Source organism: Pseudomonas sp. M5 (assembly GCF_016907075.1).
GTDB classification, from domain to species: Bacteria; Pseudomonadota; Gammaproteobacteria; order Pseudomonadales; family Pseudomonadaceae; genus Aquipseudomonas; species Aquipseudomonas putida_E.
Map to the genome: position 1 here is coordinate 2,899,730 of NZ_JAFBBH010000001.1, position 25,460 is coordinate 2,925,189.

Annotated in this window: 24 protein-coding genes, 3 tRNA genes, 1 rRNA gene and 1 pseudogene; 7 read left to right on the forward strand and 22 right to left on the reverse strand. The window is 62.0% G+C overall.

Annotated elements, in window-relative coordinates:
* Window positions 1-99: 99 nt before the first annotated feature.
* Window positions 100-840, reverse strand: coding sequence for an energy-coupling factor ABC transporter permease (locus tag JOE27_RS13210; protein WP_052326222.1), 741 nt, complete (start codon window positions 838-840; stop codon window positions 100-102).
* A 34-nt stretch (window positions 841-874) separates the two neighbouring features.
* On the opposite strand from JOE27_RS13210, the gene JOE27_RS13215 reads away from it, so the two are divergent.
* The 3 genes from JOE27_RS13215 (at window position 875) to JOE27_RS13225 (ending at window position 3,190) form a co-directional block, all read left to right on the forward strand.
* Entirely contained in the window at window positions 875-1,504 is a 630-nt protein-coding gene (locus JOE27_RS13215) for a DUF1780 domain-containing protein (RefSeq protein ID WP_012316343.1), read from the forward strand.
* 132 nt (window positions 1,505-1,636) lie between these two features.
* Entirely contained in the window at window positions 1,637-1,810 is a 174-nt protein-coding gene (locus tag JOE27_RS13220; RefSeq protein ID WP_012316344.1) for a DUF3094 domain-containing protein, read from the forward strand.
* Between the two features lie 84 nt (window positions 1,811-1,894).
* Window positions 1,895-3,190: an NAD(P)/FAD-dependent oxidoreductase gene (locus JOE27_RS13225; RefSeq protein WP_012316345.1), complete on the forward strand. Its 1,296-nt coding sequence runs from the start codon at window positions 1,895-1,897 to the stop codon at window positions 3,188-3,190.
* Between the two features lie 119 nt (window positions 3,191-3,309).
* On the opposite strand, the gene JOE27_RS13230 is transcribed toward JOE27_RS13225, so the two are convergent.
* The 6 genes from JOE27_RS13230 to rluD form a co-directional block, all read right to left on the reverse strand.
* Window positions 3,310-3,385, reverse strand: a tRNA-Lys gene (locus JOE27_RS13230).
* Window positions 3,386-3,391: 6 nt separating this feature from the next.
* Window positions 3,392-3,468 (reverse strand) — tRNA-Pro (locus JOE27_RS13235).
* 4 nt (window positions 3,469-3,472) lie between these two features.
* Window positions 3,473-3,548: transfer RNA gene (locus JOE27_RS13240), tRNA-Asn, on the reverse strand.
* A gap of 424 nt (window positions 3,549-3,972) precedes the next feature.
* Window positions 3,973-6,537, reverse strand: coding sequence for an ATP-dependent chaperone ClpB (gene clpB / locus JOE27_RS13245; RefSeq protein WP_204918949.1), 2,565 nt, complete (start codon window positions 6,535-6,537; stop codon window positions 3,973-3,975).
* Window positions 6,538-6,780: 243 nt separating this feature from the next.
* The gene (gene pgeF, locus JOE27_RS13250; protein ID WP_174142570.1) at window positions 6,781-7,521 is read right to left on the reverse strand and encodes a peptidoglycan editing factor PgeF; all 741 of its coding nucleotides are present in this window, start codon (window positions 7,519-7,521) and stop codon (window positions 6,781-6,783) included.
* Complete coding sequence (gene rluD, locus JOE27_RS13255; RefSeq protein WP_039602973.1) at window positions 7,518-8,480, reverse strand: 23S rRNA pseudouridine(1911/1915/1917) synthase RluD; 963 nt, start codon at window positions 8,478-8,480, stop codon at window positions 7,518-7,520. The genes pgeF and rluD overlap by 4 nt, the downstream gene beginning before the upstream one ends.
* A 147-nt stretch (window positions 8,481-8,627) precedes the next feature.
* Here rluD and JOE27_RS13260 point away from each other — a divergent pair, with 147 nt between their 5' ends.
* Together JOE27_RS13260 and JOE27_RS13265 are read left to right on the forward strand one after the other, a co-directional pair.
* Window positions 8,628-9,647 carry an outer membrane protein assembly factor BamD gene (locus JOE27_RS13260; RefSeq protein WP_046784645.1) on the forward strand — a complete coding sequence of 340 codons (1,020 nt, stop codon included), beginning with the start codon at window positions 8,628-8,630 and terminating at the stop codon, window positions 9,645-9,647.
* A 93-nt stretch (window positions 9,648-9,740) separates the two neighbouring features.
* Window positions 9,741-9,971, forward strand: coding sequence for a PP0621 family protein (locus tag JOE27_RS13265; RefSeq protein ID WP_012316350.1), 231 nt, complete (start codon window positions 9,741-9,743; stop codon window positions 9,969-9,971).
* Between the two features lie 105 nt (window positions 9,972-10,076).
* Here the strand turns inward: JOE27_RS13265 and thiO are convergent.
* The 5 genes and pseudogenes from thiO to JOE27_RS13290 all read right to left on the reverse strand — a co-directional run bounded on the left by thiO (window position 10,077) and on the right by JOE27_RS13290 (window position 12,944).
* Window positions 10,077-11,176: pseudogene (gene thiO / locus JOE27_RS13270) on the reverse strand (glycine oxidase ThiO).
* 53 nt (window positions 11,177-11,229) lie between these two features.
* Window positions 11,230-11,619, reverse strand: a complete 390-nt coding sequence (locus JOE27_RS13275; RefSeq protein WP_046784647.1) for a type IV pilin protein — start codon at window positions 11,617-11,619, stop codon at window positions 11,230-11,232.
* Between the two features lies 1 nt (window position 11,620).
* On the reverse strand, window positions 11,621-12,094 hold the full coding sequence (locus JOE27_RS13280; RefSeq protein WP_119687800.1) for a hypothetical protein: 474 nt from the start codon (window positions 12,092-12,094) through the stop codon (window positions 11,621-11,623).
* Window positions 12,091-12,738 carry a prepilin-type N-terminal cleavage/methylation domain-containing protein gene (locus JOE27_RS13285; protein WP_204918951.1) on the reverse strand — a complete coding sequence of 216 codons (648 nt, stop codon included), beginning with the start codon at window positions 12,736-12,738 and terminating at the stop codon, window positions 12,091-12,093. The genes JOE27_RS13280 and JOE27_RS13285 overlap by 4 nt, the downstream gene beginning before the upstream one ends.
* Window positions 12,735-12,944 carry a prepilin-type N-terminal cleavage/methylation domain-containing protein gene (locus tag JOE27_RS13290; RefSeq protein WP_046784650.1) on the reverse strand — a complete coding sequence of 70 codons (210 nt, stop codon included), beginning with the start codon at window positions 12,942-12,944 and terminating at the stop codon, window positions 12,735-12,737. The genes JOE27_RS13285 and JOE27_RS13290 overlap by 4 nt, the downstream gene beginning before the upstream one ends.
* A 109-nt stretch (window positions 12,945-13,053) precedes the next feature.
* Between JOE27_RS13290 and JOE27_RS13295 the strand changes: the two genes are divergently transcribed.
* Complete coding sequence (locus tag JOE27_RS13295) at window positions 13,054-13,545, forward strand: GspH/FimT family protein (RefSeq protein ID WP_196997072.1); 492 nt, start codon at window positions 13,054-13,056, stop codon at window positions 13,543-13,545.
* Here JOE27_RS13295 and ispH read toward each other — a convergent pair whose 3' ends face one another.
* The 6 genes from ispH to murJ form a co-directional block, all read right to left on the reverse strand.
* On the reverse strand, window positions 13,546-14,493 hold the full coding sequence (gene ispH, locus JOE27_RS13300; RefSeq protein ID WP_012316357.1) for a 4-hydroxy-3-methylbut-2-enyl diphosphate reductase: 948 nt from the start codon (window positions 14,491-14,493) through the stop codon (window positions 13,546-13,548).
* A gap of 14 nt (window positions 14,494-14,507) precedes the next feature.
* On the reverse strand, window positions 14,508-14,945 hold the full coding sequence (gene fkpB / locus JOE27_RS13305; RefSeq protein ID WP_012316358.1) for an FKBP-type peptidyl-prolyl cis-trans isomerase: 438 nt from the start codon (window positions 14,943-14,945) through the stop codon (window positions 14,508-14,510).
* Entirely contained in the window at window positions 14,938-15,453 is a 516-nt protein-coding gene (gene lspA, locus JOE27_RS13310; protein ID WP_012316359.1) for a signal peptidase II, read from the reverse strand. Before lspA ends, fkpB begins: the two co-directional genes overlap by 8 nt.
* Complete coding sequence (gene ileS, locus JOE27_RS13315) at window positions 15,446-18,277, reverse strand: isoleucine--tRNA ligase (RefSeq protein ID WP_012316360.1); 2,832 nt, start codon at window positions 18,275-18,277, stop codon at window positions 15,446-15,448. The genes lspA and ileS overlap by 8 nt, the downstream gene beginning before the upstream one ends.
* Window positions 18,274-19,224 (reverse strand): bifunctional riboflavin kinase/FAD synthetase, encoded by a 951-nt coding sequence (ribF, locus tag JOE27_RS13320; protein WP_204918953.1) that lies wholly within the window; start codon window positions 19,222-19,224, stop codon window positions 18,274-18,276. Before ribF ends, ileS begins: the two co-directional genes overlap by 4 nt.
* 118 nt (window positions 19,225-19,342) lie before the next feature.
* Window positions 19,343-20,881: a murein biosynthesis integral membrane protein MurJ gene (gene murJ, locus JOE27_RS13325; protein WP_204918955.1), complete on the reverse strand. Its 1,539-nt coding sequence runs from the start codon at window positions 20,879-20,881 to the stop codon at window positions 19,343-19,345.
* A gap of 250 nt (window positions 20,882-21,131) precedes the next feature.
* Between murJ and rpsT the strand changes: the two genes are divergently transcribed.
* A complete protein-coding gene (rpsT, locus tag JOE27_RS13330; protein WP_003247625.1) occupies window positions 21,132-21,410 on the forward strand; it encodes a 30S ribosomal protein S20 in 279 nt (92 codons plus the stop codon).
* A gap of 139 nt (window positions 21,411-21,549) precedes the next feature.
* On the opposite strand, the gene JOE27_RS13335 is transcribed toward rpsT, so the two are convergent.
* From JOE27_RS13335 to rrf, 4 genes are all read right to left on the reverse strand, one after another.
* Window positions 21,550-23,850: an MlaD family protein gene (locus JOE27_RS13335; RefSeq protein ID WP_046784655.1), complete on the reverse strand. Its 2,301-nt coding sequence runs from the start codon at window positions 23,848-23,850 to the stop codon at window positions 21,550-21,552.
* Complete coding sequence (locus JOE27_RS13340) at window positions 23,843-24,466, reverse strand: paraquat-inducible protein A (protein WP_046784656.1); 624 nt, start codon at window positions 24,464-24,466, stop codon at window positions 23,843-23,845. The genes JOE27_RS13335 and JOE27_RS13340 overlap by 8 nt, the downstream gene beginning before the upstream one ends.
* Entirely contained in the window at window positions 24,453-25,112 is a 660-nt protein-coding gene (locus JOE27_RS13345) for a paraquat-inducible protein A (RefSeq protein ID WP_125923355.1), read from the reverse strand. The genes JOE27_RS13340 and JOE27_RS13345 overlap by 14 nt, the downstream gene beginning before the upstream one ends.
* Before the next feature lie 134 nt (window positions 25,113-25,246).
* Window positions 25,247-25,362: ribosomal RNA gene (gene rrf, locus JOE27_RS13350) — 5S ribosomal RNA — on the reverse strand.
* Between the last annotated feature and the right edge of the window lie 98 nt (window positions 25,363-25,460).

The following is a 25,460-nucleotide window of genomic DNA, read 5'->3' on the forward strand; positions in this document are numbered from 1 at the left end:
TGTGTCGCGAAAGGGCTGCGCAGCGGCCCTCGATGTTTCGGTATTGATGCAACAATTGCTGGGGCCGCTCTGCGGCCCTTTCGCGACACAAGGCCGCTGCTACTCGTCCTTCCACGGTGCCTGCAGGTACCGCGTGCGGTTGAATGTCTCCAGCCACTCCGGGCAGAACACCACCAGCGCACTGACCACCATGCCGTTGATGAACGCCTCCGGGAACATCATCAGCCACAGGTAGCCGACAAAGTCGCTGAGCCACTCCGGCATGGCGAAACGCCCGTCCAGCCACAGCAGCCCCAACCCGGCCAGCAGGCACACCAGCACGGTCAGTGCTGCGGGAAAGAACCCCGAGCAGAAGATATAAACGAAGAGGTTACGCGGCTGTGCCCGCTCGACCAGGATGGCGCACACCTCAGTGATCAGCACCGGCAGGCCGATCAGCAGCAGGCCGTTGATACCAAGCGCTGCCAGGTCCTGGCGCCCCAGCGCCAACAAGCCGAGCTGGGCCAGAAACCCGCCAAGCACCGCCAGCGGCCAGTCCAGCAACAACGTCACGGCGGTCATGCCGATGAAGTGGTACGACACACCGGTGTCGAAGTCGCGCCGGACCAGCCAGAGTGCAAACAGGCAGAACACCGTACCGAACAGCAGGTGCTGCCGGCGGCTGTCGGCGAACAGTTCCAGCCAGCGAGTGCGGCTGGCCGCCCACAGCAGCAAAGGGACGAACCCTACCCAACCGAGCGTAAGGCTGGTGCTGGACAAGACTTGCGCGCTGATCACTTGACGAATGCCCCTGTCGAGACTGTGGACATACCTGAGTCTACACCCATTCAAAAACAGCATCTTATCGTCATGGTTTAGCGTCTAAGCTGTGAGCATGGATGACTCAGACTACCTGCGCCTGCTCACCATCCAGGCCGAACAAGCCAATGCCTTTCTCTCCAATGCTCGCAAATGGGAGCGGGAGCGTTGGGTATGCCAGCGCCTGCTGCAGGGGCTGAATATCCCCTATCGCAGTGAAGATTTCACCCCGGCCGGCCAGGAGCCGCCCGACGTGCTGTTCCGCGATGCGTCGTTCGAGGTGTTTTTTGTGCTCGACGAAGGCCGCCGGCTCAATGATGAGTGGCGCGAAGAGCTGCAGCGAAGGCGCAGCGCCTTTTCACTGGCCCAGCTGGTGCGGCGCGAGGCGCGGCCCAGGCGTATCGCCGCCACCGAGCTGCTGGCGCGGCTGGCGCCCACCTTGCGCAAAAAGGCGCACAACTATCGCGAACGCGGGCTGGACCTGAGCGAGCTGGACATCATCGCCTTCGCCAGCCTCAAGCGTGAAGTGCTCGACCTCAACACCCACTTCCCGCCGCCCACCGAGTACCTGCGCCAGGGTTGGCGGTCGCTGTCGCTGGTAGGGCCGACCTTTGCCCGCGTGCTGTTCGCCCACCCCGATGCACCGGACTTTCTGCGCGGCAACCTGGGGCGCAGCATCGTGTTCGACGTGGGCATCAGTCTTTGATCCAGTGCCGAGAGTCTTTGCGATGGCGTACACTCGGCGCCAGGGATAGAAAGCTTTATCATTTGTCTCAAGTACTTGCCGGAACGCTGTAGCGTTCAGGCAGTCACATACGTCTACCTGACGAGGCCCACCATGACCAGCCGACTGAATCCGGAAGATCAGCGTCGTGTCGATGAGTATCTGCGAGCCCCTCAGCACCAAGTCGAGCGCAAGCCATTCCGGCCGTGGCTGCTCCTTGTGCTGGTGGTGGCCGTGACCATCGGGCTGGGCCTCATCAGCCGCCTGTTGAGTGGACTGGTGCTATGAGCTGCCTCGCGCTCGCCCTCCCCTCGTGCAGTTTGCGGCCGGCCCCTGGGGCCACGAATTCCGTAAACCTTATGAGATATCCCCATGACTCATCGCATCGTGATTGTCGGCGGCGGCGCCGGCGGCCTGGAACTGGCGACCCGCCTGGGTAAAACCCTCGGCAAGCGCAAGCAGGCCGAGATCACCCTGGTCGACGCCAACCTCACGCACATCTGGAAGCCGCTGCTGCACGAAGTGGCCGCCGGCTCGCTCAACTCCTCGGAAGACGAACTGAACTACGTGGCCCAGGCCAAGTGGAACCACTTCAACTTCCAGCTGGGGCGCATGAGCGGCCTGGACCGTGAAGGCAAACAGATCCAGCTGGCCGCCACCCTTGATGAAGAGGGCCGCGAACTGGTGCCTGCGCGCACCTTGCGCTATGACACCCTGGTCATTGCCGTGGGCAGCAACACCAACGACTTCGGTACCCTGGGCGCGGCGCAGCACTGCCTGTTCCTGGACACCCGCAAGCAGGCCGAGCGTTTCCACCAGCAACTGCTCAACCACTACCTGCGTGCCCATGCGGGTGACCAGGCCAGCGAGAAGATCAGCGTGGCGATCGTCGGCGCCGGTGCCACCGGTGTGGAGCTGGCGGCCGAACTGCACCACGCAGCGCACGAACTGGCGGCTTATGGCCTGGACCGTATCCAGCCAAAAGACATGCACATCACCGTGATCGAGGCGGGCCCGCGCGTGCTGCCGGCGCTGCCAGAGCGCATCAGCGTGCCGGTACACAAGACCCTGGAAAAGCTCGGCGTGACGGTGATGACCAACGCTGCCGTCAGCGAAGTGACCGCCGATGGCTTGAAGACCGCCAACGGTGAAGTGATCCAGGCCAGCCTCAAGGTGTGGGCGGCCGGTATTCGTGCGCCGGGCTTCCTCAAGGATATCGACGGCCTGGAAACCAACCGTATCAACCAGCTGGTGGTGCGCCCTACCCTGCAAACCACCCGCGACGATGACATCTTCGCCTTCGGTGACTGTGCAGCCTGCCCGCAACCGGGCAGCGACCGCAACGTGCCGCCACGCGCCCAAGCAGCGCACCAGCAGGCCGAGATGCTGGCCAAGAGCCTGAAAGCGCGCCTGGAGAACAAGCCGCTGCCGACCTATGCCTACAAGGATTACGGTTCGCTGGTGTCGCTGTCGCGCTTCTCGGCGGTGGGTAACCTGATGGGCAACCTGATGGGTAGCGTGAAGCTGGAAGGCTGGCTGGCGCGGATGTTTTATGTGTCGCTGTATCGCATGCACCAGATGGCGCTGTACGGGTTCTTCCGCACGGCGATGATGATGCTGGGTAGCAAGATTGGGCGGGGCACTGAGCCGCGACTGAAGCTGCACTGATCGTGTAGAAAGGGGGCCGCTGATGCGGCCCTTTTTTTTGCTTCCGGTTGGCGGTACTGGCCAAAACTTTTCGCGAGACAAAAGAAAAAGGGCATCTCAGTTGAGATGCCCTTTTTACATGGTGGGTCGTGTAGGATTCGAACCTACGACCAATTGGTTAAAAGCCAACTGCTCTACCAACTGAGCTAACGACCCTGAAAATGGTCGGGGTGAGGGGATTCGAACTCCTGACATCCTGCTCCCAAAGCAGGCGCGCTACCGGACTGCGCTACACCCCGAGATTGGCTCCGCGACCTGGACTCGAACCAGGGACCCAATGATTAACAGTCATTTGCTCTACCGACTGAGCTATCGCGGAACTGAACTTCGGTACATCTTTACAGCTTCGAAGTCTGTGTTAGCTTCGATCTCTTTGGCTATCCGCTTTCGCGTTGTCGCTGCTGAGGCCGGCTATTCTACATTCTTCGTTTTGCTTGTCAACCACTTTTTTTCATTCAACTTACTGATTTCTAAGTTGTTTTGCGGTCACCGATGTTGCTGGTGATTCGCTTAGTGCCTGACAACGCGGCGTATATTAGGGGCACTCTAATTTCTGTGCAAGCGTTTTTTTCAAAAATTTCAGCAAGTTATGGAAAATACTGGCGAGCCCCCGATTTTGCTGGGTTTGGCCGGGGCTGTCCGCCGGCAAGCCGCCCCCCCACAGGGTTCCACGTTGGCTGCCGAAACGCTGCGGCCAATAAAAAAGCCCCGCAGGTGCGGGGCTAGTTTTTGCAGCGAAGGGATCAGGCGAACACGATTTCTTCGCCTTGCACCTTGGCAGTGATCGCCGAACCCGGCATGAATTTGCCGGCCAGGATCATTTGCGCCAGCGGGTTCTCGATCCAGCGCTGGATCGCACGCTTCAGCGGCCGGGCGCCATACACCGGGTCGTAACCCACCGCGATCAGCTTGTCCAACGCCTCCGGGCTCAGGCTCAAGGCCAGCTCGCGCTCGCTCAGGCGGCTGCGCAGGCGGCCAAGCTGGATCTCGGTGATGCCGGCGATCTGCTCGCGGCCCAAGGGCTCGAACACCACCACTTCGTCGATCCGGTTGACGAACTCCGGACGGAAGTGCGCACCCACCGCATCCATCACTGCCGCACGCTGCGCTTCGCGATCACCGGCCAGCTCCTGGATCTGCGCCGAGCCCAGGTTGGAGGTCATCACGATCACCGTGTTGCGGAAGTCCACCGTACGGCCATGGCTGTCGGTCAGGCGGCCATCCTCGAGCACCTGCAGCAGCACGTTGAACACATCCGGGTGGGCTTTCTCCACTTCATCCAGCAGCACCACCGAGTAAGGCTTGCGCCGTACCGCTTCGGTCAGGTAACCGCCCTCTTCATAACCTACATAGCCTGGCGGGGCGCCGATCAGGCGAGCCACGGAGTGTTTCTCCATGAATTCGGACATGTCGATCCGCACCATGGCCTCTTCGGTGTCGAACAGGAATTCGGCAAGGGCCTTGCACAGCTCGGTCTTGCCCACACCGGTCGGGCCTAGGAACATGAACGAACCACTTGGCCGGTTCGGGTCGGAAAGGCCTGCACGCGAACGGCGTACGGCGTTGGCTACGGCGGTCACCGCCTCGTGCTGGCCGATCACGCGCTGGTGCAGCAGGTCTTCCATTTTCAGCAGTTTTTCGCGCTCGCCTTCCAGCATCTTGGCCACCGGGATGCCGGTCCACTTGGACACTACTTCGGCAATCTCTTCCTCGGTCACCTTGTTGCGCAGCAGCTGGTTTTCGGTCTTGCCATGCTGGTCGACCATCTGCAGGCTGCGCTCCAGGTCCGGGATAACCCCGTACTGCAGTTCGGCCATGCGGTTCAGGTCGCCTTTGCGACGGGCCGCTTCCAGCTCCTGGCGGGCTTGCTCGATCTTTTGCTGGATCTGCGCCGAGCCCTGCACTTCTGCCTTCTCGGACGCCCAGATTTCTTCCAGGTCGGAATACTCACGCTCCAGGCGCTCGATTTCCTCGGTCAGCTTCTCCAGGCGCTTCTTGGCTGCTTCGTCTTCTTCTTTCTTCAGCGCCTGGGATTCCACCTTCAGCTGGATCAGGCGACGGTCGAGGCGGTCGAGTACTTCCGGCTTGGAGTCGATCTCCATGCGGATACGGCTGGCCGCTTCGTCGATCAGGTCGATGGCCTTGTCCGGCAGCTGGCGGTCGGTGATGTAGCGGTGGCTGAGCTTGGCCGCAGCAATGATCGCGCCGTCGGTGATGGCCACCTTGTGGTGCACTTCATAGCGCTCTTTGAGGCCACGCAGGATGGCGATGGTGTCTTCCTCGCTCGGCTCCTCCACCAGTACCTTCTGGAAGCGCCGCTCCAGGGCGGCGTCCTTCTCGATGAACTGGCGGTATTCGTTGAGCGTGGTGGCACCGACGCAATGCAGTTCACCACGGGCCAGCGCCGGCTTGAGCATGTTGCCGGCGTCCATGGCGCCTTCGCCTTTACCGGCACCGACCATGGTGTGCAGCTCGTCGATGAACAGGATGATCTGGCCTTCCTGCTTGGACAGCTCGTTGAGCAACGACTTGAGGCGCTCTTCGAACTCACCGCGGTACTTGGCACCGGCGATCAGCGCGCCCATGTCCAGCGCCAGCAGGCGCTTGCCCTTGAGGCCGTCCGGGACTTCACCGTTGATGATGCGCTGGGCCAGGCCTTCGGCGATGGCAGTCTTGCCCACGCCGGGTTCGCCGATCAGCACGGGGTTGTTCTTGGTACGGCGCTGCAGCACCTGCACGGTGCGGCGAATTTCGTCGTCACGGCCGATGACCGGGTCCAGCTTGCCCTCTTCAGCACGCTTGGTCAGGTCGACGGTGTACTTGTCCAGCGCCTGGCGTGACTCTTCGGCATTGGCGTCGTTCACCGCCGCGCCGCCGCGCAGGTTGTTGATGGCGTTTTCCAGGGCCTTCTTGCTCACGCCTTGGCTAAGCAGCAGCTTGCCGAGCTTGCTGTTCTCATCCATGGCGGCGAGCAGCACCAGCTCGCTGGAAATGAACTGGTCGCCCTTCTGCTGGGCCAGGCGGTCGGCCTGGTTGAGCAGGCGCGCCAAGTCCTGCGACATGTTCACATCGCCGGTGGGGTTCTGGATTTTCGGCAGTTGGTCGAGTTCTTTTACCAGTGCCTGGCGCAGGTTGTTGATGTCGAAGCCGACCTGCATGAGCAGTGGCTTGATCGAACCACCTTGCTGCTCGATCAACGCCTGCAACAGGTGCAGGGGTTCGATGGCAGGGTGGTCCAAGCCAACGGCCAGGGACTGGGCATCGGATATCGCTAATTGAAGCTTGCTGGTCAAACGGTCTATTCGCATGGGGATACCTTCCTGTAAGGGCAGGTCGGAGCGATGGACAGCGCCTTTGATGAAGAAACCTGCCTGAGATGACCTTATAGATAAGGGTGATTCTGGAAGTTTCAAGCGTAGCGGGGTTGACTAAAGTCAGCCTAATGGATTAGCGGTGCCCCAATCGCCGGCAAGCCGGCCACAGGAATGCGCAAACTTCAAGAAAGGTGGGTACTTGTGGGAGCCGGCTTGCCGGCGATGAGGCCGGGCCTGTCAGCGAGGATCTAGCCAGACCAAAGAAGCAAACCGCCCACCCTGCGGGGTGCGGCGATAGGAGAAAAACCGCTCATCGCTGACGGTGCAAAAACCACCGCCATAAACAGCTGTCACACCGCGCGCCGCCAGGCGAATGCGCGCCAGCGCATAGATGTCGGCCATCAGCTTGCCCGGCCGCTCACCCTCGACAAAGGCCTTGGCAGCCTCCGGGTGCACAGCGGTGAAGGCATCCCGCACTTCCAGGCCCACTTCGAATGCCTGCGGGCCGATGGCAGGCCCCAACCACACCAGCACCTCTTCAGGCGGCAATGCCAGGCGCTCCAGCGTGGCTTCCAGCACGCCACCGGCCAGCCCGCGCCAGCCCGCATGTGCGGCAGCTACACGGGTGCCCGCGCGGTCGCAAAACAGCACGGGCAGGCAGTCGGCAGTCATTACGGTACAGGCAATGCCTGGCTGGTCGGTCCAGCTGGCGTCGGCTTCGGCGACCACCGATGGGTCGGCATCCGCCACGATCAGGCCATGCACCTGCTTGAGCCAGGCGGGCTGAATGGCATATTCGTCGCTCAGGCGGCGGCGGTTCTCGGCGACCGCAAGCGGGTCGTCGCCCACGTGGTCACCGAGGTTGAAGGATGCATAGGGCGGCAGGCTAATGCCACCCTGGCGGGTGGTGACACAGGCGCGAACCGAGGCCGGGGCGGGCCAGTCGGGGAACAGCAGCGCCTGCGTCAGGCCACTCATCCGATAAACGCCTCGCGGTCCTGGTTCAGCAGCGACAGCAACCAGACGAAGTCATCCGGCAGTTCCGACGCCCACTCCATGCGCTCACCGGTAGTGGGGTGGTCCAGCGCCAGGAAGCGTGCGTGCAGGGCCTGGCGCGGGAAGGTCTTGACCGCCTCGACCATGGTCGGGCTGGCTGCCGGCGGGATGCGGAAGCGGCCGCCGTAGGTCTGGTCGCCGACCAGCGGGAAACCGACATGGGCCATGTGCACACGGATCTGGTGAGTACGGCCGGTTTCGAGCTTGACCCGCACGTGGGTGTGCGAACGGAAGCGCTTGAGCACACGGTAGTGGCTGACCGCCGGCTTGCCGCCTTCGGTCACCGCCATACGCTGGCGTGCGCCACCGTGACGGCCGATCGGGGCGTTGATCTTGCCGCCGGCAGTCACCACGCCGATCACGATGCACTCGTAGATCCGGCTGACCGTACGGCTCTGCAGCTGCTCGACCAGCTTGGTCTGCGCCTGCAGGGTCTTGGCCACGACCATCAGGCCGGTGGTGTCTTTGTCCAGGCGATGGACAATGCCAGCGCGCGGTACGTTGACGATATCCGGCACATGGTGCAGCAAGGCGTTGAGCAATGTGCCACTGGCGTGCCCGGCAGCCGGGTGCACGACCAGCCCGGCCGGCTTGTTGATCACCATGATCTGGTCGTCTTCGTAGACGATGTCCAGCTCGATGTCTTCGGCGATCCACTCGCCCTGGGCCTCTTGCTCGGCCTCAAGTGCAAGCATGGAGCCACCATGGACGGTGTCTCGAGGGCGCACGACGGCACCATCGACCGTCAGGCGGCCCTCTTTGATCCACGAAGTAAGCCGCGAACGCGAGTACTCGGCGAACAATTGGGCGGCGACCTGGTCGAGGCGTTGACCGCCCAGTTCGGACGGTACCTCTGCGCTAAGTTGAATGATCTCGGACATGCTCGATTCGGCGGGCGCACAGCCTTTGGTTTCGGCTGCGAGCTTGTGGTTAAATACGGCTTCTTTTGTCCCGGGGTTGGCCGGGGCGCTCATCATAACAGGACGGCACCGCCCAAGACAGCGGCCGTCAAAGGGACGCAAGCCGCTATGCAAGTGAAACACCTGCTGCTGATCGCCATCCTCGGGCTTACCGCGGCCTGTTCCTCTAATAAAGAGGTCATTGACGAGAACCTCAGCGAGGCCGAGCTGTATCAGCAGGCCCAGGCTGATCTGGACAACTCCAGCTACAACAGCGCCGTGAACAAGCTCAAGGCCCTGGAGTCGCGCTACCCGTTCGGCCGTTACGCCGACCAGGCGCAGCTCGAGCTGATCTACGCCAACTACAAGAATTCCGAGCCCGAGGCTGCCAAGTCGGCTGCCGAGCGCTTCATCCGCCTGCACCCGCAACACCCGAACGTCGACTACGCCTACTACCTCAAGGGCCTGACCTCGTTCGACCAGGACCGCGGCCTGGTGGCGCGCTTCCTGCCGCTGGACATGACCAAGCGTGACCCGGGTGCCGCCCGCGACTCGTACAACGAATTCGCCCAGCTGACCAGCCGCTTCCCCAACAGCCGCTACGCCCCGGACGCCAAGCAGCGCATGATCTACCTGCGCAACCTGCTGGCGTCTTATGAAATCCACGTGGCCGACTACTACCTGAGTCGCCAGGCTTACGTGGCCGCCGCCAACCGTGGCCGCTACGTGGTGGAAAACTTCCAGGAAACCCCATCGGTCGGCGACGGCCTGGCCGTGATGGTCGAGGCATACCAGAAGATGCACCTGGACGACCTGGCCGCCACCAGCCTGGAAACCCTCAAGCTCAACTACCCTGACCACCCGAGCCTGGTCGATGGTGAGTTCCAGCCCAAGCAGACCGAGTCTGACGGCCGCGGCTGGCTGTCCAAGGCCACCCTGGGCCTGATCGAAACCGACGCGCCACTGCCACCGGGTGAAACCCGCGCCAACCAGGACGTGGTCCGCCAGTTCCAGGATGCCCGCGCCGAGATGCCGCAGGACTTGCTGCCCAAAGATGAAGACGGCGACCCGATCCTGCCGGAAGGGCCGAAAGAAGCCGAAAAAGACCGCTCCTGGTTCAGCTACATGACCTTTGGTCTGTTCGACTGATTCAACGGGGTGCGAGAAAGGGAGACTGAGGTCTCCCTTTTTTATTGGCCTCGTCCTAGACTGTCGCCTCAATCAATAGACAAGCTGGACACCATGGTTCGCCTACTTTTCTGGATCGCCCTGATCGCCGCCGCGTTCTGGCTGTGGCGCAAATTCAAGATCAGCCAGCAGTCGCCGTCCGAGCCGAAACTCGACGACCCGCTGAAGATGGTGCGCTGCGCCCACTGCGGCGTGCACCTGCCCAATGACCGGGCGCTGCAGCAGGGCAGTCAGTGGTATTGCAGCCAGGCGCACCTTCAGCAAGGGCCTGGCCAGCAGGACTGAGCCAGTACCGCACGGGCCCAATCGGCGGCAAGCCGGCTCCCACGCTGTACCTTGTGGGAGCAACTGTCTTGCCGGCGATTGGGCCGCTAAGCGGCCCCGGCGATTTCAGCCCAGACGCCCGGCCGGGGCATAAGGCGCCGGGTCAATGATTGGCTCCCCCCCCGTCAGCAAATCAGTAAACAACTGACACGAAGCCGGCGCCAGCACCAACCCATTGCGGTAATGCCCGCAGTTCAACCACAACCCGTCATGCCCCGGCACTCGGCCGATATACGGAATGCCTTCCGGCGACCCCGGCCGCAGCCCGGCCCAGTGCGCCACCACCGTGGCATCCGCAAGCTCCGGCAACAACTCTGCCGCTGAAGCCTTGAGGCTCGCCAGTGCATCCTCGGTCGGGGTCTTGTCGTACCCGGCATGCTCCAGCGTGCTGCCCACCAAAATGTGCCCGTCACGGCGCGGAATCGCATAGCGTCCCTTGGCCAGCACCATGCTCGGCAAGAAGTCTTCGGCGCACTTGAACAGGATCATCTGGCCTTTCACCGGTTCCACCGGCAGCTCAATGCCCAGCGTGCGCAGCAGGTCGCCGCTCCAGGCGCCAGCGCTGAGCACGACATCATCAGCCTGCAGCACGCCGTCTGCGGTCTGCACGCCAGTCACGCGCTCACCGTCCTGAACAAAGCCGGTGATCTGGCAGTGCTCGCGCAAGGTCACGTTGGGCATTGCCAGCAGCGCAGCCTTCAGTGCCTTGACCAGCCGCGGGTTGCGCACATTGGCCACGCCTGCCATGTAGATGGCGCGCTTGAAGCCTGGGCCCAGTACGGGGACCGCGTCATAGGCCGCCGAAATATCCACAGGGCTGAGCGGCCGCCGCTCGCGTTCTGCCCAGGCCAGCGCCTCGGCTTCATCGTCCAGGTCGAGCCAGTACAAGCCGGTGGTGTGGACTTGCGGATCAATACCGGTGCTGGAGAACAGGTGCTCACCCAGCTGTGGATAAAAGTCCTGCGACCAGTGCGCCAGGGCAGTGACTGCCTGACTGTAGCGCCAAGGGTAAAGCGGCGAGACGATACCGCCGCCCGCCCAGGACGATTCACGCCCGACCTCGGCCTGGTCACATACCACTACCTGGCCGACCTTCGCCGCCAGGTTGAACGCCGTCAGCAGGCCGATCACACCCCGCCGCCGACCACCACTACTTGCTTGTTCATCTGTCGATCCAACACCTGAAGTAAAACCGCGATGCACGGGCATCATTCAACCTTCAGCTCCCCCAGCAGCGCTCAATAGCCCCGGTGCCATCGGGGTTGCTCTGTACACCGGCCTGGTCGAGCTGGAAATCACCGCAGCGATCGTCCGCCATCAAACCATGCGGCAGCCGCCGTGCACGCAGCGTGAAGGTATCGCTGCCGCGTTCGGCATGCAGGCTGTAATGGCGATTGCCAGCGGGCAATGCCGGTTCGCCCTCGGCGTACTGGCCGGTGCGTACACGGTGGTGTTCCAGGCGCAGGGCAGCGTCATGCAGCAGGCCAACCACTTCGCTGCGTGCGGCTCGCCTGAGCTGGTCGCTGTAACTGGGGTAGGCAATGGCTGCCAGAATGCCGGTGACAGCCACGACAATCAACAACTCGATCAGGCTCAGGCCTTGCTGCATGTCAGTCTTCCCTCAGTCTCTGCCGCCAGAGAATCCGCTGCGGTGCCTGTGTTTGAGCCGCTGGCATGGCATACACCGCCTCCAGCACTTGCCTGGCCGCGAGTTGCCGGCTGACTGCGGTCACCCGGTAAAGCATGACGGGTTCATCCCTCGGCCTATGCGCGGCCCGGGTAGTTAGGCCAAGGTTCTGCAACTGGAAGTAACCGCTCTCGCTGGCTTGCCATTGCCCCAGCAAGTCATGCGCGCGCGGGGGTGGCAGGCACGCTTGGCACAACCCAGGCGGCGCGCGCTGCAGTTCGGCCTCTGCGACCAGCAGCGTGGCTTCGGCCTGATCGAATGCCTGCAAACCCTCGCCCAGGTAGCCGGCCATGCGCGTTTCCAACAGGGCATCGCGCAACGCCGAAGCCGCGAGCAGGCCAAGCAAAAGGCTGAGGACCAGCGCCAGCAGCAGTACCATGCCACGCTGGCGCTTCATGGCCTGGCAACCGGGTTGCGGATCGCCACACTCATGTCGTGACGCTGCTCGATGCCCAGACCAGGATCGAACAAGGTCAGTTGCACATCCACCCGCTGCCCTTCGGCGGTGTCGACAGGTTCAACGCGCATTTCGCGCACGTGGTCGACCAAGGGCTGAGAGCTGTTGCGCCGCATGAACCTCAGTGTGCTGCCGCGAAGTTGGTAGTGGTGCCGGCTGATGGGAAATGCCAAGGGCAAACCGGGGCTTTGAGCACGCCCCGCGTGCACCTCGGCCTCGCTGATACAATCGGTGTGCAAGGTCCAGTCCGGAGCCCCGGGGTACCCAGGCAGCTCTGCCACTATCAGGCTCAGGCTTGCCGGGCCAATCTGCAAAGGCCGCGCAAACGCTTCTCGCGCAGATGGGTCCCTGAAGTCGCCAGGCTCAAGGCGCAGGCAACCGAACATGCCGGCCATACGGATATCCTGGGCCATACGCAACAATGCCAGACGGGCGTCCGCCTGCATGCGCAACGCAGCAGATTGAAGGAGTGAGCTCTGGTGGGCCGAGATGAAAAGCTGGCTGGCGGCAGTCAGCAGCATCAGGCCGATGGCAAGCGCAAGCATTGCCTCGACCAGGCCGAAACCACCCTGCTCACGCTTCATGGCCGCGGCACCGTCAGCTTGCCAGCGGCCTTGCCCCGTTCAAGCAGCGTATGGGCGCCCAGCGCATCCTGCATATCACGACGCGCACTGTCAGTGGCCTGCAATGCCTGCAGCTGCAACGCTGCGGCAGCGAACATGCCCAGTGCCACCACCGCTACGGCCAACAGTACCTCCAGAAGCGTCATGCCCCGTTGTTTCGTGTGCATCCCTGCACCTCCTGCGATCTTTCCCGCAATTGCCTTGCACCTCGCCGACTGGACCTCTTGCCCAACGACCGTGAAGCTACAGCCAAGCACTTCCAGGGAGGAATGCACGGTGAAGCAACAGGGCGTAACACTGATACAAATGATGTTCGGGCTGGCTATGGCGGCGCTGCTGACGCAGCTTGGCATGCCGGCCTACGCGAAATTGAGCGATGACCTGCACAGGGCAGCAGCAGCCCGCGACTTGGCCCAGGCGCTGCGTAGCGCACGCAGCCACGCGGCCCTGCAAGGCCAGGCGGTAGTGGTGCAGTCTTTGGACAATGATTGGGGCAAGGGTTGGCGCGTGCTGTTGGAGCATAACCAGCAGTTGCTGCGCGAGTACCGACTGGCTCGGCCCCAAAGGGTGAAAGCCAATATCGGGAACCAGGTAAAATTCAGCGCACTGGGTGTGCCATTGGGGAAGAGCAACAACTTGTCAGGGGGGCGGCTGGAGGTCTGTGAGCGCTCGTCTGCAACCAGCCGGCATCGTGTTGTGCTAGCGACCAGCGGTAGGGTCAGCCTGCGCACTGATGAACTAAAAAAGTCCCTGTGCGCAGGCCGCTGATCAGATCAGCGAACGAACCCGCAGCTCTTTGGGCATGGAGAACGTGATGTTCTCCGGGCGCCCGTCAAGCTCTTCGGCGCCCGTGGCACCCCAGGCCTTGAGCTGGTCGATCACGCCACGCACCAGCACTTCGGGGGCCGAAGCGCCAGCAGTGATACCAATCCGCGCAGCCTGGTCGAACCAGCCGCGTTGCATGTCCTCGGCGCCATCGATCAGGTAGGCCGGGGTACCCATGCGCTCGGCCAGCTCACGCAGGCGGTTGGAGTTGGAACTGTTGGGGCTGCCCACCACCAGTACCACATCACACTCACCGGCCAGTTGCTTGACGGCGTCCTGGCGGTTCTGAGTGGCGTAGCAGATGTCGTCTTTGCGCGGGCCGCCGATGTTCGGGAAGCGCGTACGCAGGGCATCGATGACACGGCTGGTGTCGTCCATCGACAGCGTGGTCTGGGTGACGAACGCCAGGTTGTCCGGGTCGCGCACCTGCAGCCGGGCAACATCCTCCTCGTCTTCGACCAGGTAGATGGCACCGCCGTTGCTGGCGTCGTATTGCCCCATGGTGCCTTCGACTTCCGGGTGCCCTTCGTGGCCGATCAGGATGCACTCACGGCCGTCACGGCTGTATTTGGCGACCTCGATATGCACCTTGGTCACCAGCGGGCAGGTGGCGTCGAACACTTTCAGGCCGCGGCCGGCGGCTTCCTGGCGCACGGCCTGGGAAACACCATGGGCGCTGAAAATGACGATGACGTCGTCCGGTACCTGATCCAGTTCTTCGACGAAGATGGCGCCACGGCTGCGCAGGTCTTCCACCACGAACTTGTTGTGCACCACTTCATGGCGCACATAGATCGGCGGGCCGAAGACTTCCAGCGCACGGTTGACGATCTCGATCGCCCGGTCGACCCCTGCGCAGAAACCGCGAGGGTTGGCGAGTTTGATTTGCATGCTCGGCTCCAGGCTTACAGGGCCTTCACCTCGAGGATCTCCACCTCGAAGGTAAGGGTCTTGCCTGCCAGTGGGTGATTGAAGTCGATGGTCACCTGATTGTCATCGAACGCTTTGACCACACCGGGCAATTCGGTGTTGGCGGCATCGTTGAAGATGATCAGCAGCCCTTCGGACAATTCCATGCCCTCGAACTGGGACCGTGGCATGACCTGTACGTTCTGCGGGTTAGGCTGGCCGAAAGCATTCTCCGGGGCAACCACGACCGTGCGCTTGTCACCGGCCTTGAAGCCGAACAGCGCGGCCTCGAAGCCCGGCAGCAGGTTGCCATCGCCAACCTTGAAGGTGGCTGGAGCCTTGTCGAACGTGCTGTCGACGGTATCGCCGTTTTCCAGGTGCAGCGCGAAGTGCAGGGTAACTTCGGTGTTCTGGCCGATACGGGTGTCAGTCATGGACCGGATCCTCGGACTTCTTGCTCTTGAACATATCCAGCGCCAGCATCACCGCACCAACGGTGATGGCGCTGTCGGCCACATTGAAGGCCGGGAAGTGATGAACGTTCTTCCAGTGCACCAGGATGAAATCCACCACATGGCCCAGCACGATGCGGTCGTACAGGTTGCCCAGCGCCCCACCGAGCACCAGCGCCAGCGCCACGGCCAGCCAGGTCTCGTTGCGCCCCAGGCGCTTGAGCCAGACCACCAGCACGGCGCTGACCACCACGGCGATCAGGGCGAACAACCAGCGCTGCCAGCCGGAGCTGTCGGCAAGGAAGCTGAACGCCGCGCCGGTGTTGTAGGCCAGGGTCCAGCTGAAGTAGTCAGGGATGACCACGATCTGCTGATACATGCTCAGGGCGTTGTTGAAATACAGCTTGGTGGCCTGGTCAACGACCAGGACCAGCAGGCTGAGCCAGAGCCATGCAAGGCGCCCGAAGCGCCCCGCTGCAGGGTTAGGCATAGTGGCGCACCTCACCGGAACCGCTCAGGTTGTCGACGCAACGGCTGCAGATTTCCGGGTGCTCCGGATGGCTGCCGACGTCGGCGCGGAAGTGCCAGCAGCGGCCGCACTTGGCGTGGCCAGACTTGACCACTTTCAGCTTGAGGCCTTCGACTTCGGTGGCCACGGCATCGGCCGGCGCCTGGGCGAACGGCACCACGCTGGCAGCGGAGGTGATGAGTACGAAGCGCAGCTCATCGCCCAGCTTGCTCAGGTCGGCGCTGAGGCCCTCTTCGGCGAACAGGGTAACTTCGGCCTGCAGGTTGCCGCCGATGACCTTGGCGGTACGCTGGTTTTCCAGCTCCTTGTTGACCGCAGCCTTGACCGCCATCACGCGGTCCCAGTAGGCGCGATCCAGCTCGGTGCCTTCCGGCAGCTCGCTCAGGCCCTGGTACCAGCCGTTGAGCATGACCGACTCGTTGCGTTCGCCCGGCAGGTACTGCCAGATTTCATCGGCAGTGAAGGCCAGGATCGGCGCGATCCAACGCACCAGCGCTTCGCTGATGTGGTACAGCGCGGTCTGGCAGGAACGACGGGCGACACTGTTGGCGCCAGTGGTGTACTGGCGGTCCTTGATGATGTCGAGGTAGAAGCCGCCCAGCTCCTGCACGCAGAAGTTGTGGATCTTCGAGTAGACGTTCCAGAAGCGGTACTCGCTGTAGTGCTCTTCCAGCTCGCGTTGCAGCAGCAGGGTACGGTCCACTGCCCAGCGGTCCAGGGCCAGCATGTCCTCTGGGGCCAGCAGGTCGCGGGCCGGGTCGAAGCCGGACAGGTTGGAGAGCAGGAAGCGGGCGGTGTTGCGGATACGGCGGTAGGCGTCGGCGCTGCGCTGCAGGATCTGCTCGGAAACGGCCATCTCACCCGAATAGTCGGTGGCCGATACCCACAGGCGCAGGATGTCGGCACCCAGGGTGTTGTTGACCTTTTCCGGTTCGATGGTGTTACCCAGCGACTTGGACATCTTGCGGCCGCTTTCGTCCACGGTGAAACCGTGGGTCAGCAGTTCGCGGTACGGCGCGTGGTTGTCGATGGCGCAACCGGTCAGCAACGAGGAATGGAACCAGCCACGGTGCTGGTCGGAGCCTTCCAGGTACAGGTCCGCACGCGGGCCGGTGGCGTGGCCGATGTCGTGCGAGCCGCGCAGTACGTGCCAATGGGTGGTGCCGGAGTCGAACCACACGTCCAGAGTGTCGGTGATCTTGTCGTACTGGCCGGCTTCATCACCGAGCAGTTCGGCGGCGTCCAGCTTGAACCAGGCCTCGATGCCCTCCTGTTCGACGCGCTTGGCCACGGCTTCCATCAGCTCGACGGTGCGCGGGTGCAGTTCGCCGGTCTGCTTGTGCAGGAAGAACGGGATCGGCACACCCCAGTTGCGCTGACGCGAGATGCACCAGTCCGGGCGGTTGGCGATCATCGAGTGCAGGCGCGCCTGGCCCCAGGCCGGGACGAACTGGGTGTCTTCGATGGCTTTGAGCGCACGCTCACGCAGCGGCTCGCCAGTGCTTGGCTGCTTGTCCATGCCGACGAACCACTGCGCGGTAGCGCGGTAGATCAGCGGGGTCTTGTGGCGCCAGCAGTGCATGTAGCTGTGGCTGATGGTTTCGGTGTGCATCAGCGCACCGACTTCGCTCAGCTTTTCGACGATGGCCGGGTTGGCCTTCCAGATGAACTGGCCGCCAAAGAACTCCAGCGACTCGACATACACACCGTTGCTCTGCACCGGCGTGAGGATATCGTCGTTGACCATGCCGTAGCGCTTGCAGGTAACAAAGTCGTCTTCACCGTAGGCCGGCGCGGAGTGGACCACACCGGTACCTGCGCCCAGCTCGACGTAGTCGGCCAGGTAGACAGGCGACAGGCGGTCGTAGAAGGGGTGACGGAAATTGACCAGCTCCAGGGCCGAGCCTTGGGCGGTGGCGATGACCGAGCCTTCCAGGTTGTAGCGCTTGAGGCACGACTCGACCAGTTCTTCGGCCAGCACCAGCAGACGCTCGCCGGTATCGACCAGAGCGTACTTGAACTCCGGGTGGATGTTCAGCGCCTGGTTGGCGGGGATGGTCCACGGGGTGGTGGTCCAGATCACGATGGCAGCGGGCTTGGCCAGCGCCGGCAGGCCGAACGCGGCAGCCAGTTTGTCAGCGTCGGCGACCGGGAAGGCCACATCGATGGTCTGCGACTTCTTGTCGGCGTACTCGACCTCGGCTTCTGCGAGCGCGGAGCCGCAATCGAAGCACCAGTTCACAGGCTTGAGGCCCTTGAACACGAAGCCCTGCTTGACCATTTCGGCCAGGGCACGGATTTCACCGGCCTCGTTGGCGAAGTTCATGGTCTTGTAAGGGTTGTCCCAGTCACCCAGCACACCCAGACGGATGAACTCGGTCTTCTGCCCTTCGATCTGCTCGGCAGCGTATTCGCGGCACAGCTCACGAGTGCGGTCGGCCGTCAGGTGCTTGCCATGGGTGACTTCGACCTTGTGCTCGATCGGCAGGCCGTGGCAGTCCCAACCGGGTACGTAAGGCGCGTCGAAGCCCGACAACGTCTTGGAGCGGACGATCATGTCCTTGAGAATCTTGTTCAGCGCATGACCGATGTGAATCTTGCCGTTGGCATAGGGCGGGCCGTCGTGCAGGACGAACTTCGGACGATCCTTGCCAATTTCGCGCAGCTTCTGGTACAGGCCAATGCTGTCCCAGCGCTGCAGGATCTGCGGTTCGCGCTGAGGCAGGCCGGCCTTCATGGGGAAGGCGGTGTCCGGAAGGTTTAGCGTGGCTTTGTAGTCGGTCATTTCAGGCTCTTGGTTAGCGGTTGAGCGTGCCAATGTGCACGTGCGGCGGCGATATCCGCATCGATCGCCGACTTCAGCGCCTCCAGGGAGGCGAATCGCTGCTCTTCACGCAGCTTGTGGTGGAATTCCACCGTCAGGCGCCGGCCATACAGATCGCCGGCATAATCCAGTAGATGAATTTCAAGGTGCGGGCGGCCGTCGCCGGCCACGGTGGGGCGCACCCCGATGTTGCCGACACCCGGCCAGGCCTTGCCGTCGATTTCGATGCTGGCCAGGTAGACCCCGGACAACGGTACGCGACGGCGCTTGAGCTGGATGTTGGCGGTGGGCGTGCCGAGCTGGCGGGCCAGCTTCTGGCCGTGCAATACGCGCCCGGTAATGCTGTAGGGGCGGCCCAGCAAGTGCTCGGCGAGCTCGAAGTTGCCTTCGGACAACGCCTGGCGTACCTCAGTACTGCTGACCCGTAAACCGTCCTGGAACACCGTGTTGGCGGCCTCGACGGTGAAACCGTACTGCTTGCCGGCTTCGATCAGGAAGGTGAAATCGCCAGCGCGGTCGCAGCCAAAGCGGAAGTCGTCGCCCACTTCAAGGTGGCGCACGCCCAGGCCATCGACCAGGATCGCCTCGACGAATTCATCGGCGCTCAGGTTGCTCAGGCGCTGGTTGAACGCCAGGCACAAGACCCTATCGATACCTTCGCCAGCCAGCAGCTCGACCTTGTCGCGCAGGCGCGCCAAGCGGGCCGGCGCGGTGTCCGGAGCGAAGTACTCGCGCGGCTGCGGCTCGAAGATCACCACGCACGTAGGCAGGCCAAGTGCCTGGCCGCGCTCGCGCAGACGCGCCAGGATTGCCTGGTGGCCGCGGTGAACCCCGTCGAAGTTGCCAATGGTGGCGACACAGCCCCGGTGCTCGGGGCGCAGGTTGTGAAGACCTCGAACCAGCTGCATAACGCGCTTCTTGCTCATAAAGTGGCCGATTATAACCACACCCGGGCGCTGGTGACAGGCAGCAGCGCCCCGGTGCAGCGTGGAAAACGAAAAACCGACGCCTGACCCGCCATCCAGCTCAGTGCAGGGCCTTGCGGGCGAAATGCCGGGGCCTGAAGCCGCACAGGTAAAGGCAACCGAAATAGGTCACGATACCGGCCACGATCAACGCCCCGAGGCGCACGAAACGCTCGAACATGTTGCCTTGCTCCCACGCCGGCAGGTAGTGCATGCCCACCAGCAGTACGGCCACCATCAGCGCTACTGCCAGCACCAGCTTGAGCAGGAACAGCGTCCAGCCCGGCTGCGGCTGGAACAGCTGCTGGCTGCGCAGCTTCCAGAACAGCAGGCCCGCATTCAGGCAGGCGCCCAGGCTGATCGCCAGGGCCAGGCCGGCGTGCTGCAGCGGGCCGACCAGGGCCAGGTTGAACAGTTGGGTGCAGATGAGGGTGAAGATAGCGATCCGCACGGGCGTACGAATATTCTGCTGCGCATAGAAGCCCGGTGCCAGTACCTTGACCAGAATGATCGCCAACAGGCCTACCGAATAGGCGATCAGTGCCTGCTGCGTCATCGCCGCATCGAAGGCGCTGAACTTGCCGTACTGGAACAATGCAACGGTCAGCGGCTCGGCGAGTATCGCCAGGGCCAGCGTGCAGGGCAGCACCAGCAGGAAGCACAGGCGCAAGCCCCAGTCGAGGATCCGCGAATACTCCTCACGGTCCTTGTTGGCGTAGGTCTTGGCCAGGGTCGGCAGCAGGATGGTACCCAGGGCAACGCCAAGCACGCCCGAGGGCAACTCCATGAGGCGGTCGGCGTAGTACATCCAGGACACCGAGCCGGCCACCAGGAAGGAGGCGAAGATGGTGTTGATGATCAGCGAAATCTGACTGACCGAAACGCCGAGGATGGCCGGCAGCATCTGCTTGAGCACGCGCCACACACCGGTGTCACGCAGGTTCAGGCGCGGCAGCACGAGCATGCCGATTTTTTTCAGCGCCGGCAGCTGGTACAGCAACTGCGCCAGGCCTCCGGCCAGCACGCCCCAGGCCAGTGCCATGATGGGCGGGTCGAAATACGGCGTGAGCAGCAGGGCGAAGATGATCATCGCCACGTTGAGCAGGGTCGGCGTGAAGGCCGGGACCGAAAAACGGTTCCAGGTATTGAGGATCGCCCCGGCCAAGGACGACAGTGAGATCAGCAATATATAAGGAAAGGTCACCCGCAGCAGGTCGGTGGTCAGCTGGTATTTCTCGGCATCGTCCGCAAAACCGGGCGCCGTGGCCCAGACCACCCAGGGTGCCGCAAGCACGCCAATCACCGTGACCAGGGCCAGGACCAGCGTCAGCAGGCCGCTGATATAGGCGATGAAAGTGCGCGTCGCCTCCTCGCCCTGCTGGGTCTTGTATTCGGCAAGGATCGGCACGAACGCTTGGGAGAAGGCCCCCTCGGCAAAAATGCGCCGCAGCAGGTTGGGCAACTTGAAGGCGATGAAAAAGGCGTCGGTAGCGATGCCGGCGCCGAAAACACGGGCCAGGATGGTGTCACGCACGAACCCCAGCACCCGGGAAATCATGGTGATGGAGCTGACTGCAGCCAGGGATTTGAGCAGGTTCATCGAAAAGATTCACGCCAAGGGCAGAGGACGCTGCCAGACAGCGTCCGAATGTGCGATACTCCCGCGCCTTCGCAGGGGAGCCAAAAATTCCCGAGTTTACAGGTCGTGCAGCAGAAAGGAATATTTCCCTCCTGTTGGTACACCGCTCGGCGGAACCCTGCAGGTGGCCTTGACATCCGGTCAACTGATCGGCATGATTCGCGGCCTATTTTGTTTGCTATTTACCTAAAGTCTTTCGAGGAGCTCGACGGTGGCCAACACACCTTCCGCCAAGAAACGTGCAAAACAGGCTGAGAAGCGTCGCAGCCACAACGCCAGCCTGCGTTCCATGGTCCGCACCTACATCAAGAATGTAGTCAAAGCCATCGACGCAAAAGACGCCGAAAAAGCGCAAGCCGCTTACGTTCTGGCTGTACCTGTAATCGACCGTATGGCCGACAAGGGTATCATCCACAAGAACAAAGCTGCTCGCCACAAAGGCCGTCTGAATGGCCACATCAAGGCGCTGAAAGAAGCTGCAGCTGCCTAAGCGACGCTTGTCGAAAAACCGACCCTAGGGTCGGTTTTTTATTGCCTGCGATTTGATGATGCTTGTGTTGCCAGTTACGGCCTCATCGCCGGCAAGCCGGGCCCCACAAAAGCGATAGGGCCGCATAGCGGCCCCTGCATTACTTGGCGATCTGGATCTTCGGTGCCCACTGCAGCCAGGCGTCCTCAGGCTTGTCGAACAAGGCAAAGGTCTGCTGCGGCCGCGCCGGGTTACCCATCTGCTCGCCATCAGGCGTGGCGAATGCAATACCACCGTCGATGAGGGTCTCCAGCGACTCGGTACGCACAGTGGCGCCCTTGAACAAGCCCCAGTCGAAACCGAAACCGCTGCTGTTCCAGAACCGGCTGCCACCGCGCACCAGCGCGGCATAGCGTGGCTCGATCAGGATGTGAATCAGCACGCGGTCTGCCGTCTGGCCCAACTCGAAGCCCGTTACCTTACCCACCGCGACCTCACGGTAGGTCACCGGCACGCCCGGCTTGATCGACCCCCTGCGCGGGGCGCTGAGGGTCAATGGCAGGCCGACTTCCACCCCGGTGACCTCAGGCGCGTCAGCCAAGGCTATGAAATCACGCTGCGGGCCTTTGTCCTTAACAGCGGGCTGCACTTCCAGGTACTGGCCGCCAATCAGGGTGTCGAGGTTTTCTGTACGCACCAAGCCAAGGGCCGGCTTGACCACCCAGAACTGCGTACCTGCACGGGCGATGCGGTCTGCCGCTTCGGTGATACGTGCGCGCAACAACACAGCCTGCAGGTCTTTGGTCAGGTCGACACTCTCGACACTACCAACATCCAGGCCACGGAAACGGATGGGCGTTCCCGGCTTGAGGCCATCTGCACGGTCTACACGGATGGTTATCAGCGTGCCGGCACGGTTTACCGCCTCCTGGCTGTCGTGCAGCCGGAACCTTGGAATATGGCGCTTGAGGGCTACGTTCGGCGTTGGCGTGTCGAAGGCGATGCCACCGGCCATCAGGGTCTGCAGCGACTCACTCTTTATCTTGATGCCCGACAGGCCACCGGTGAGGGTAATGCCGCTGACGTTCCAGAAACGCGAAGAGCCATTGACCAGGTTCTCGTACTCCTTTTCGATGTGCACACCGATCAGGATGCGATTGCTGTTGCGGGCGAACTGGTAGCTCTGCACGCTACCAACCTTGACCTGGCGATACATCACCGGGCTACCGACCTCCAACGAGCCCAGCGTATCGGCGAACAGCACCATGTGCAGGCCAGGCGCCTTGAGGTCCAGCGGCGGTGCCTTGGCCCTTGCTTCGAACTCGCGCTGCGGCGTGGCCCCCTTCTCACCCGGGCGAATGGCAATGTAGTTACCCTTCACCAAGGCCTCCAGGCCTGTGATACCCGCCAGAGAAATGGAAGGTTTGACCACCCAGAACTGCGTGCCATCGACCAGATAGTCTTCGGTCAGGGGGTCCAGGGTCAGCTCAGCCATGGCGCTGCCAAGGTTGTTTTCCATCTTCAGGGCTTTCAGCGAACCGACTTGAATGCCTTTGTACATGACCGGGGTGCGCCCCGCCTGCAGGCCCTCATAGTCGCTCAGCTTGACCTTCACACGGATACCCGCCTGGGCGGCATCGAAATCTTCGTACAAGCGGAATGGCAGGCTCGGGTCGGTGGGCGGGCTATCCTTGCGGTATTCCGGTGTAGCAAAGGCGATACCACCGGCAACGATGCTGGAGAGGGATTCGCTGCGTACTTTTACCCCGGACAGCCCGGCATCGATGCTGATGCCGCTGGCATTCCAGAAGCGCGTGTGTTTGCGCACCAGGCTGGCATAAGCCGGCTCGATGAAGACTTTGACCTCGACCGTGCTCTGATCTTCTGACAGGCGATAGCTCTTTACCCGGCCAACCTGGATCTGCTTGTAGAACACAGGGCTATCGCGGTTGAGCGAGCCCAAGCGATCGGCCTTGAGCGTAAGGTGCAGGCCCGGTTCGCTGTCCGAAAGCGGTGGCGCCACCTTCAATGCCTTGAAGCGCTTGGTTCGCTCACCCTCGCCAGGGCTGACGGCAATGTAATTCCCTGACACCAATGTCTCGAGACCCGAGATACCCGCCAGCGTGACACTGGGCTTGACCAGCCAGAACCGTGTCCCTTTGGTAAGGTGAGGCTCTGCGTCTTTGTTCATCTCGATAGTGGCAATGACACCTTGGTTTTCGCCCTCGGCATCGAGCACCAGGCTTTTTACCTTGCCCACGGGCATGCCTTTGTAGATGACTTCGGTTTTGTTGGCGACGATGCCCTCACCGCTCTCGAAACGAACCTCGATTTCCACACCCGCATCACGGTAGGCCTGCCAGGCCAGCCACCCTCCAATCATCAAAGCGATCAGCGGCAGAATCCAGATGGCCGACCAGTTGGAGGCGGGCCGGGTTTTAGCCGTTGGCATGTCACTCATGGTCGTCATCCGACTCCGTGTTATCCCAAATCAGTCGGGGATCGAAAGTTAAAGCAGCGAGCATCGTGAGAATCACCACAGTAGCGAAGGCGACAGCGCCCAGGTTGGCTTCGACACTGGCGATACGGCCGAAATTCACCACCGCCACCAAGATGGCGATGACGAAGATGTCCAGCATGGACCAGCGTCCTATGAACTCGATGAACCGATACATCAAGATGCGTTGCCGCGCTGACAAGGGTTGGCGGCGCTGCACCGAATACAACAACAAACCGATGCCCACCAGTTTGAAGGTGGGCACCAGAATACTGGCAATGAACACCACTGCGGCAATGGGCAACATGCCATGCTTGAGCAGGGTAATGACGCCGGACATGATCGTGTCCGGGCTGCCCTGCCCCAATGTACTGACAGTCATGATCGGCAGCACGTTGGCAGGTATGTACAGGATCGAGGCAGCGATGAGTAGCGCCCAGGTACGAACGATACTGTTGGGCCGACGTGCATGCACAATCGCGCCACAGCGCGTGCAGGTCTGCGACTTGCTCTCGGAATCCTGTCGATTCAGTTCATGACACTCATTGCAGACCATAATGCCCGCATCAATCGCCCGCATGCAGATCCTCCCCTGACAGCGCACTCCAGATCTGGTGTGGAGACATCACCACTTCAAGCCAAACCTGAATCAGCAACAGGCTTATGAAGCAAAACAACCCTAGCCCTACGGTCAGCTCGGCAAGGTCGACCAGCTTCACGATTGCGACCAATACGCCCATGAAGTAGACCTCGAGCATGCCCCAGTCACGCAAATGATGATAAATGCGATAGAACAACAGCCCGTAGCTACGCCCGACGTTCAGGCGGATGCTCAATAGCACCATGAGCTGGCACATCAGCTTGAGAAACGGAACCGCCATGCTGCACAGGAACACCACGACAGCGACACCGCGCATTTCGGAGTTGTACAAGCCCAGCACGCCACTCCACACCGTATCGTCTGAAGTCTGGCCAAGCAGGTGCAGCTGCATGATTGGCAGGAAGTTGGCAGGCACGAAGAGCAGCAGCGCGGTCAGCACCAGTGCCAGGCTGCGATTGACCACATTGTGCCGGTGAGCGTATAGCTCATAACCACAGCGGGGGCACTGCGCCTTTTCATCGTGTTGCAGTTGGGGCTTGCGCATCAGCAGGTCGCATTCATGGCACGCGACCAGCTCGTCAAGCGGCAACTGCTCTAGCGCTTGGGTTTCGACTGGGTTGGGCATCTCGAGGTTCTGAATAGGTAGGTCGGCTCTATTCTAGTGATACAGCTCGAAATGTGGGAGCCGACTTTCGGGAAACGGAGCTGGAAAGACAAAACCCCTACCTGCTCGCGCAGATAGGGGTTTTGCGAAATGAATCTTGACGATGACCTACTCTCACATGGGGAAACCCCACACTACCATCGGCGATGCATCGTTTCACTACTGAGTTCGGGATGGGATCAGGTGGTTCCAATGCTCTATGGTCGTCAAGAAATTCTGTAGCCAGAATGTCCAGATGGACAGCCCAGCGAATTCGGATATGCGATATTTGTGATGCTGCGAACTTTCGGTTCTTTCGTCTTCACCACC

Bases quoted from the DNA above. Each gene is read 5' to 3' on its own strand.
- JOE27_RS13210 (WP_052326222.1), bottom strand. From the start codon at position 840: ATGCTGTTTTTGAATGGGTGTAGACTCAGGTATGTCCACAGTCTCGAC.
- JOE27_RS13215 (WP_012316343.1), top strand. From the start codon at position 875: ATGGATGACTCAGACTACCTGCGCCTGCTCACCATCCAGGCCGAACAA.
- JOE27_RS13220 (WP_012316344.1), top strand. From the start codon at position 1,637: ATGACCAGCCGACTGAATCCGGAAGATCAGCGTCGTGTCGATGAGTAT.
- JOE27_RS13225 (WP_012316345.1), top strand. From the start codon at position 1,895: ATGACTCATCGCATCGTGATTGTCGGCGGCGGCGCCGGCGGCCTGGAA.
- clpB (WP_204918949.1), bottom strand. From the start codon at position 6,537: ATGCGAATAGACCGTTTGACCAGCAAGCTTCAATTAGCGATATCCGAT.
- pgeF (WP_174142570.1), bottom strand. From the start codon at position 7,521: ATGAGTGGCCTGACGCAGGCGCTGCTGTTCCCCGACTGGCCCGCCCCG.
- rluD (WP_039602973.1), bottom strand. From the start codon at position 8,480: ATGTCCGAGATCATTCAACTTAGCGCAGAGGTACCGTCCGAACTGGGC.
- JOE27_RS13260 (WP_046784645.1), top strand. From the start codon at position 8,628: ATGCAAGTGAAACACCTGCTGCTGATCGCCATCCTCGGGCTTACCGCG.
- JOE27_RS13265 (WP_012316350.1), top strand. From the start codon at position 9,741: ATGGTTCGCCTACTTTTCTGGATCGCCCTGATCGCCGCCGCGTTCTGG.
- JOE27_RS13275 (WP_046784647.1), bottom strand. From the start codon at position 11,619: ATGCAGCAAGGCCTGAGCCTGATCGAGTTGTTGATTGTCGTGGCTGTC.
- JOE27_RS13280 (WP_119687800.1), bottom strand. From the start codon at position 12,094: ATGAAGCGCCAGCGTGGCATGGTACTGCTGCTGGCGCTGGTCCTCAGC.
- JOE27_RS13285 (WP_204918951.1), bottom strand. From the start codon at position 12,738: ATGAAGCGTGAGCAGGGTGGTTTCGGCCTGGTCGAGGCAATGCTTGCG.
- JOE27_RS13290 (WP_046784650.1), bottom strand. From the start codon at position 12,944: ATGCACACGAAACAACGGGGCATGACGCTTCTGGAGGTACTGTTGGCC.
- ispH (WP_012316357.1), bottom strand. From the start codon at position 14,493: ATGCAAATCAAACTCGCCAACCCTCGCGGTTTCTGCGCAGGGGTCGAC.
- fkpB (WP_012316358.1), bottom strand. From the start codon at position 14,945: ATGACTGACACCCGTATCGGCCAGAACACCGAAGTTACCCTGCACTTC.
- lspA (WP_012316359.1), bottom strand. From the start codon at position 15,453: ATGCCTAACCCTGCAGCGGGGCGCTTCGGGCGCCTTGCATGGCTCTGG.
- ileS (WP_012316360.1), bottom strand. From the start codon at position 18,277: ATGACCGACTACAAAGCCACGCTAAACCTTCCGGACACCGCCTTCCCC.
- ribF (WP_204918953.1), bottom strand. From the start codon at position 19,224: ATGCAGCTGGTTCGAGGTCTTCACAACCTGCGCCCCGAGCACCGGGGC.
- murJ (WP_204918955.1), bottom strand. From the start codon at position 20,881: ATGAACCTGCTCAAATCCCTGGCTGCAGTCAGCTCCATCACCATGATT.
- JOE27_RS13335 (WP_046784655.1), bottom strand. From the start codon at position 23,850: ATGAGTGACATGCCAACGGCTAAAACCCGGCCCGCCTCCAACTGGTCG.
- JOE27_RS13340 (WP_046784656.1), bottom strand. From the start codon at position 24,466: ATGCGGGCGATTGATGCGGGCATTATGGTCTGCAATGAGTGTCATGAA.
- JOE27_RS13345 (WP_125923355.1), bottom strand. From the start codon at position 25,112: ATGCCCAACCCAGTCGAAACCCAAGCGCTAGAGCAGTTGCCGCTTGAC.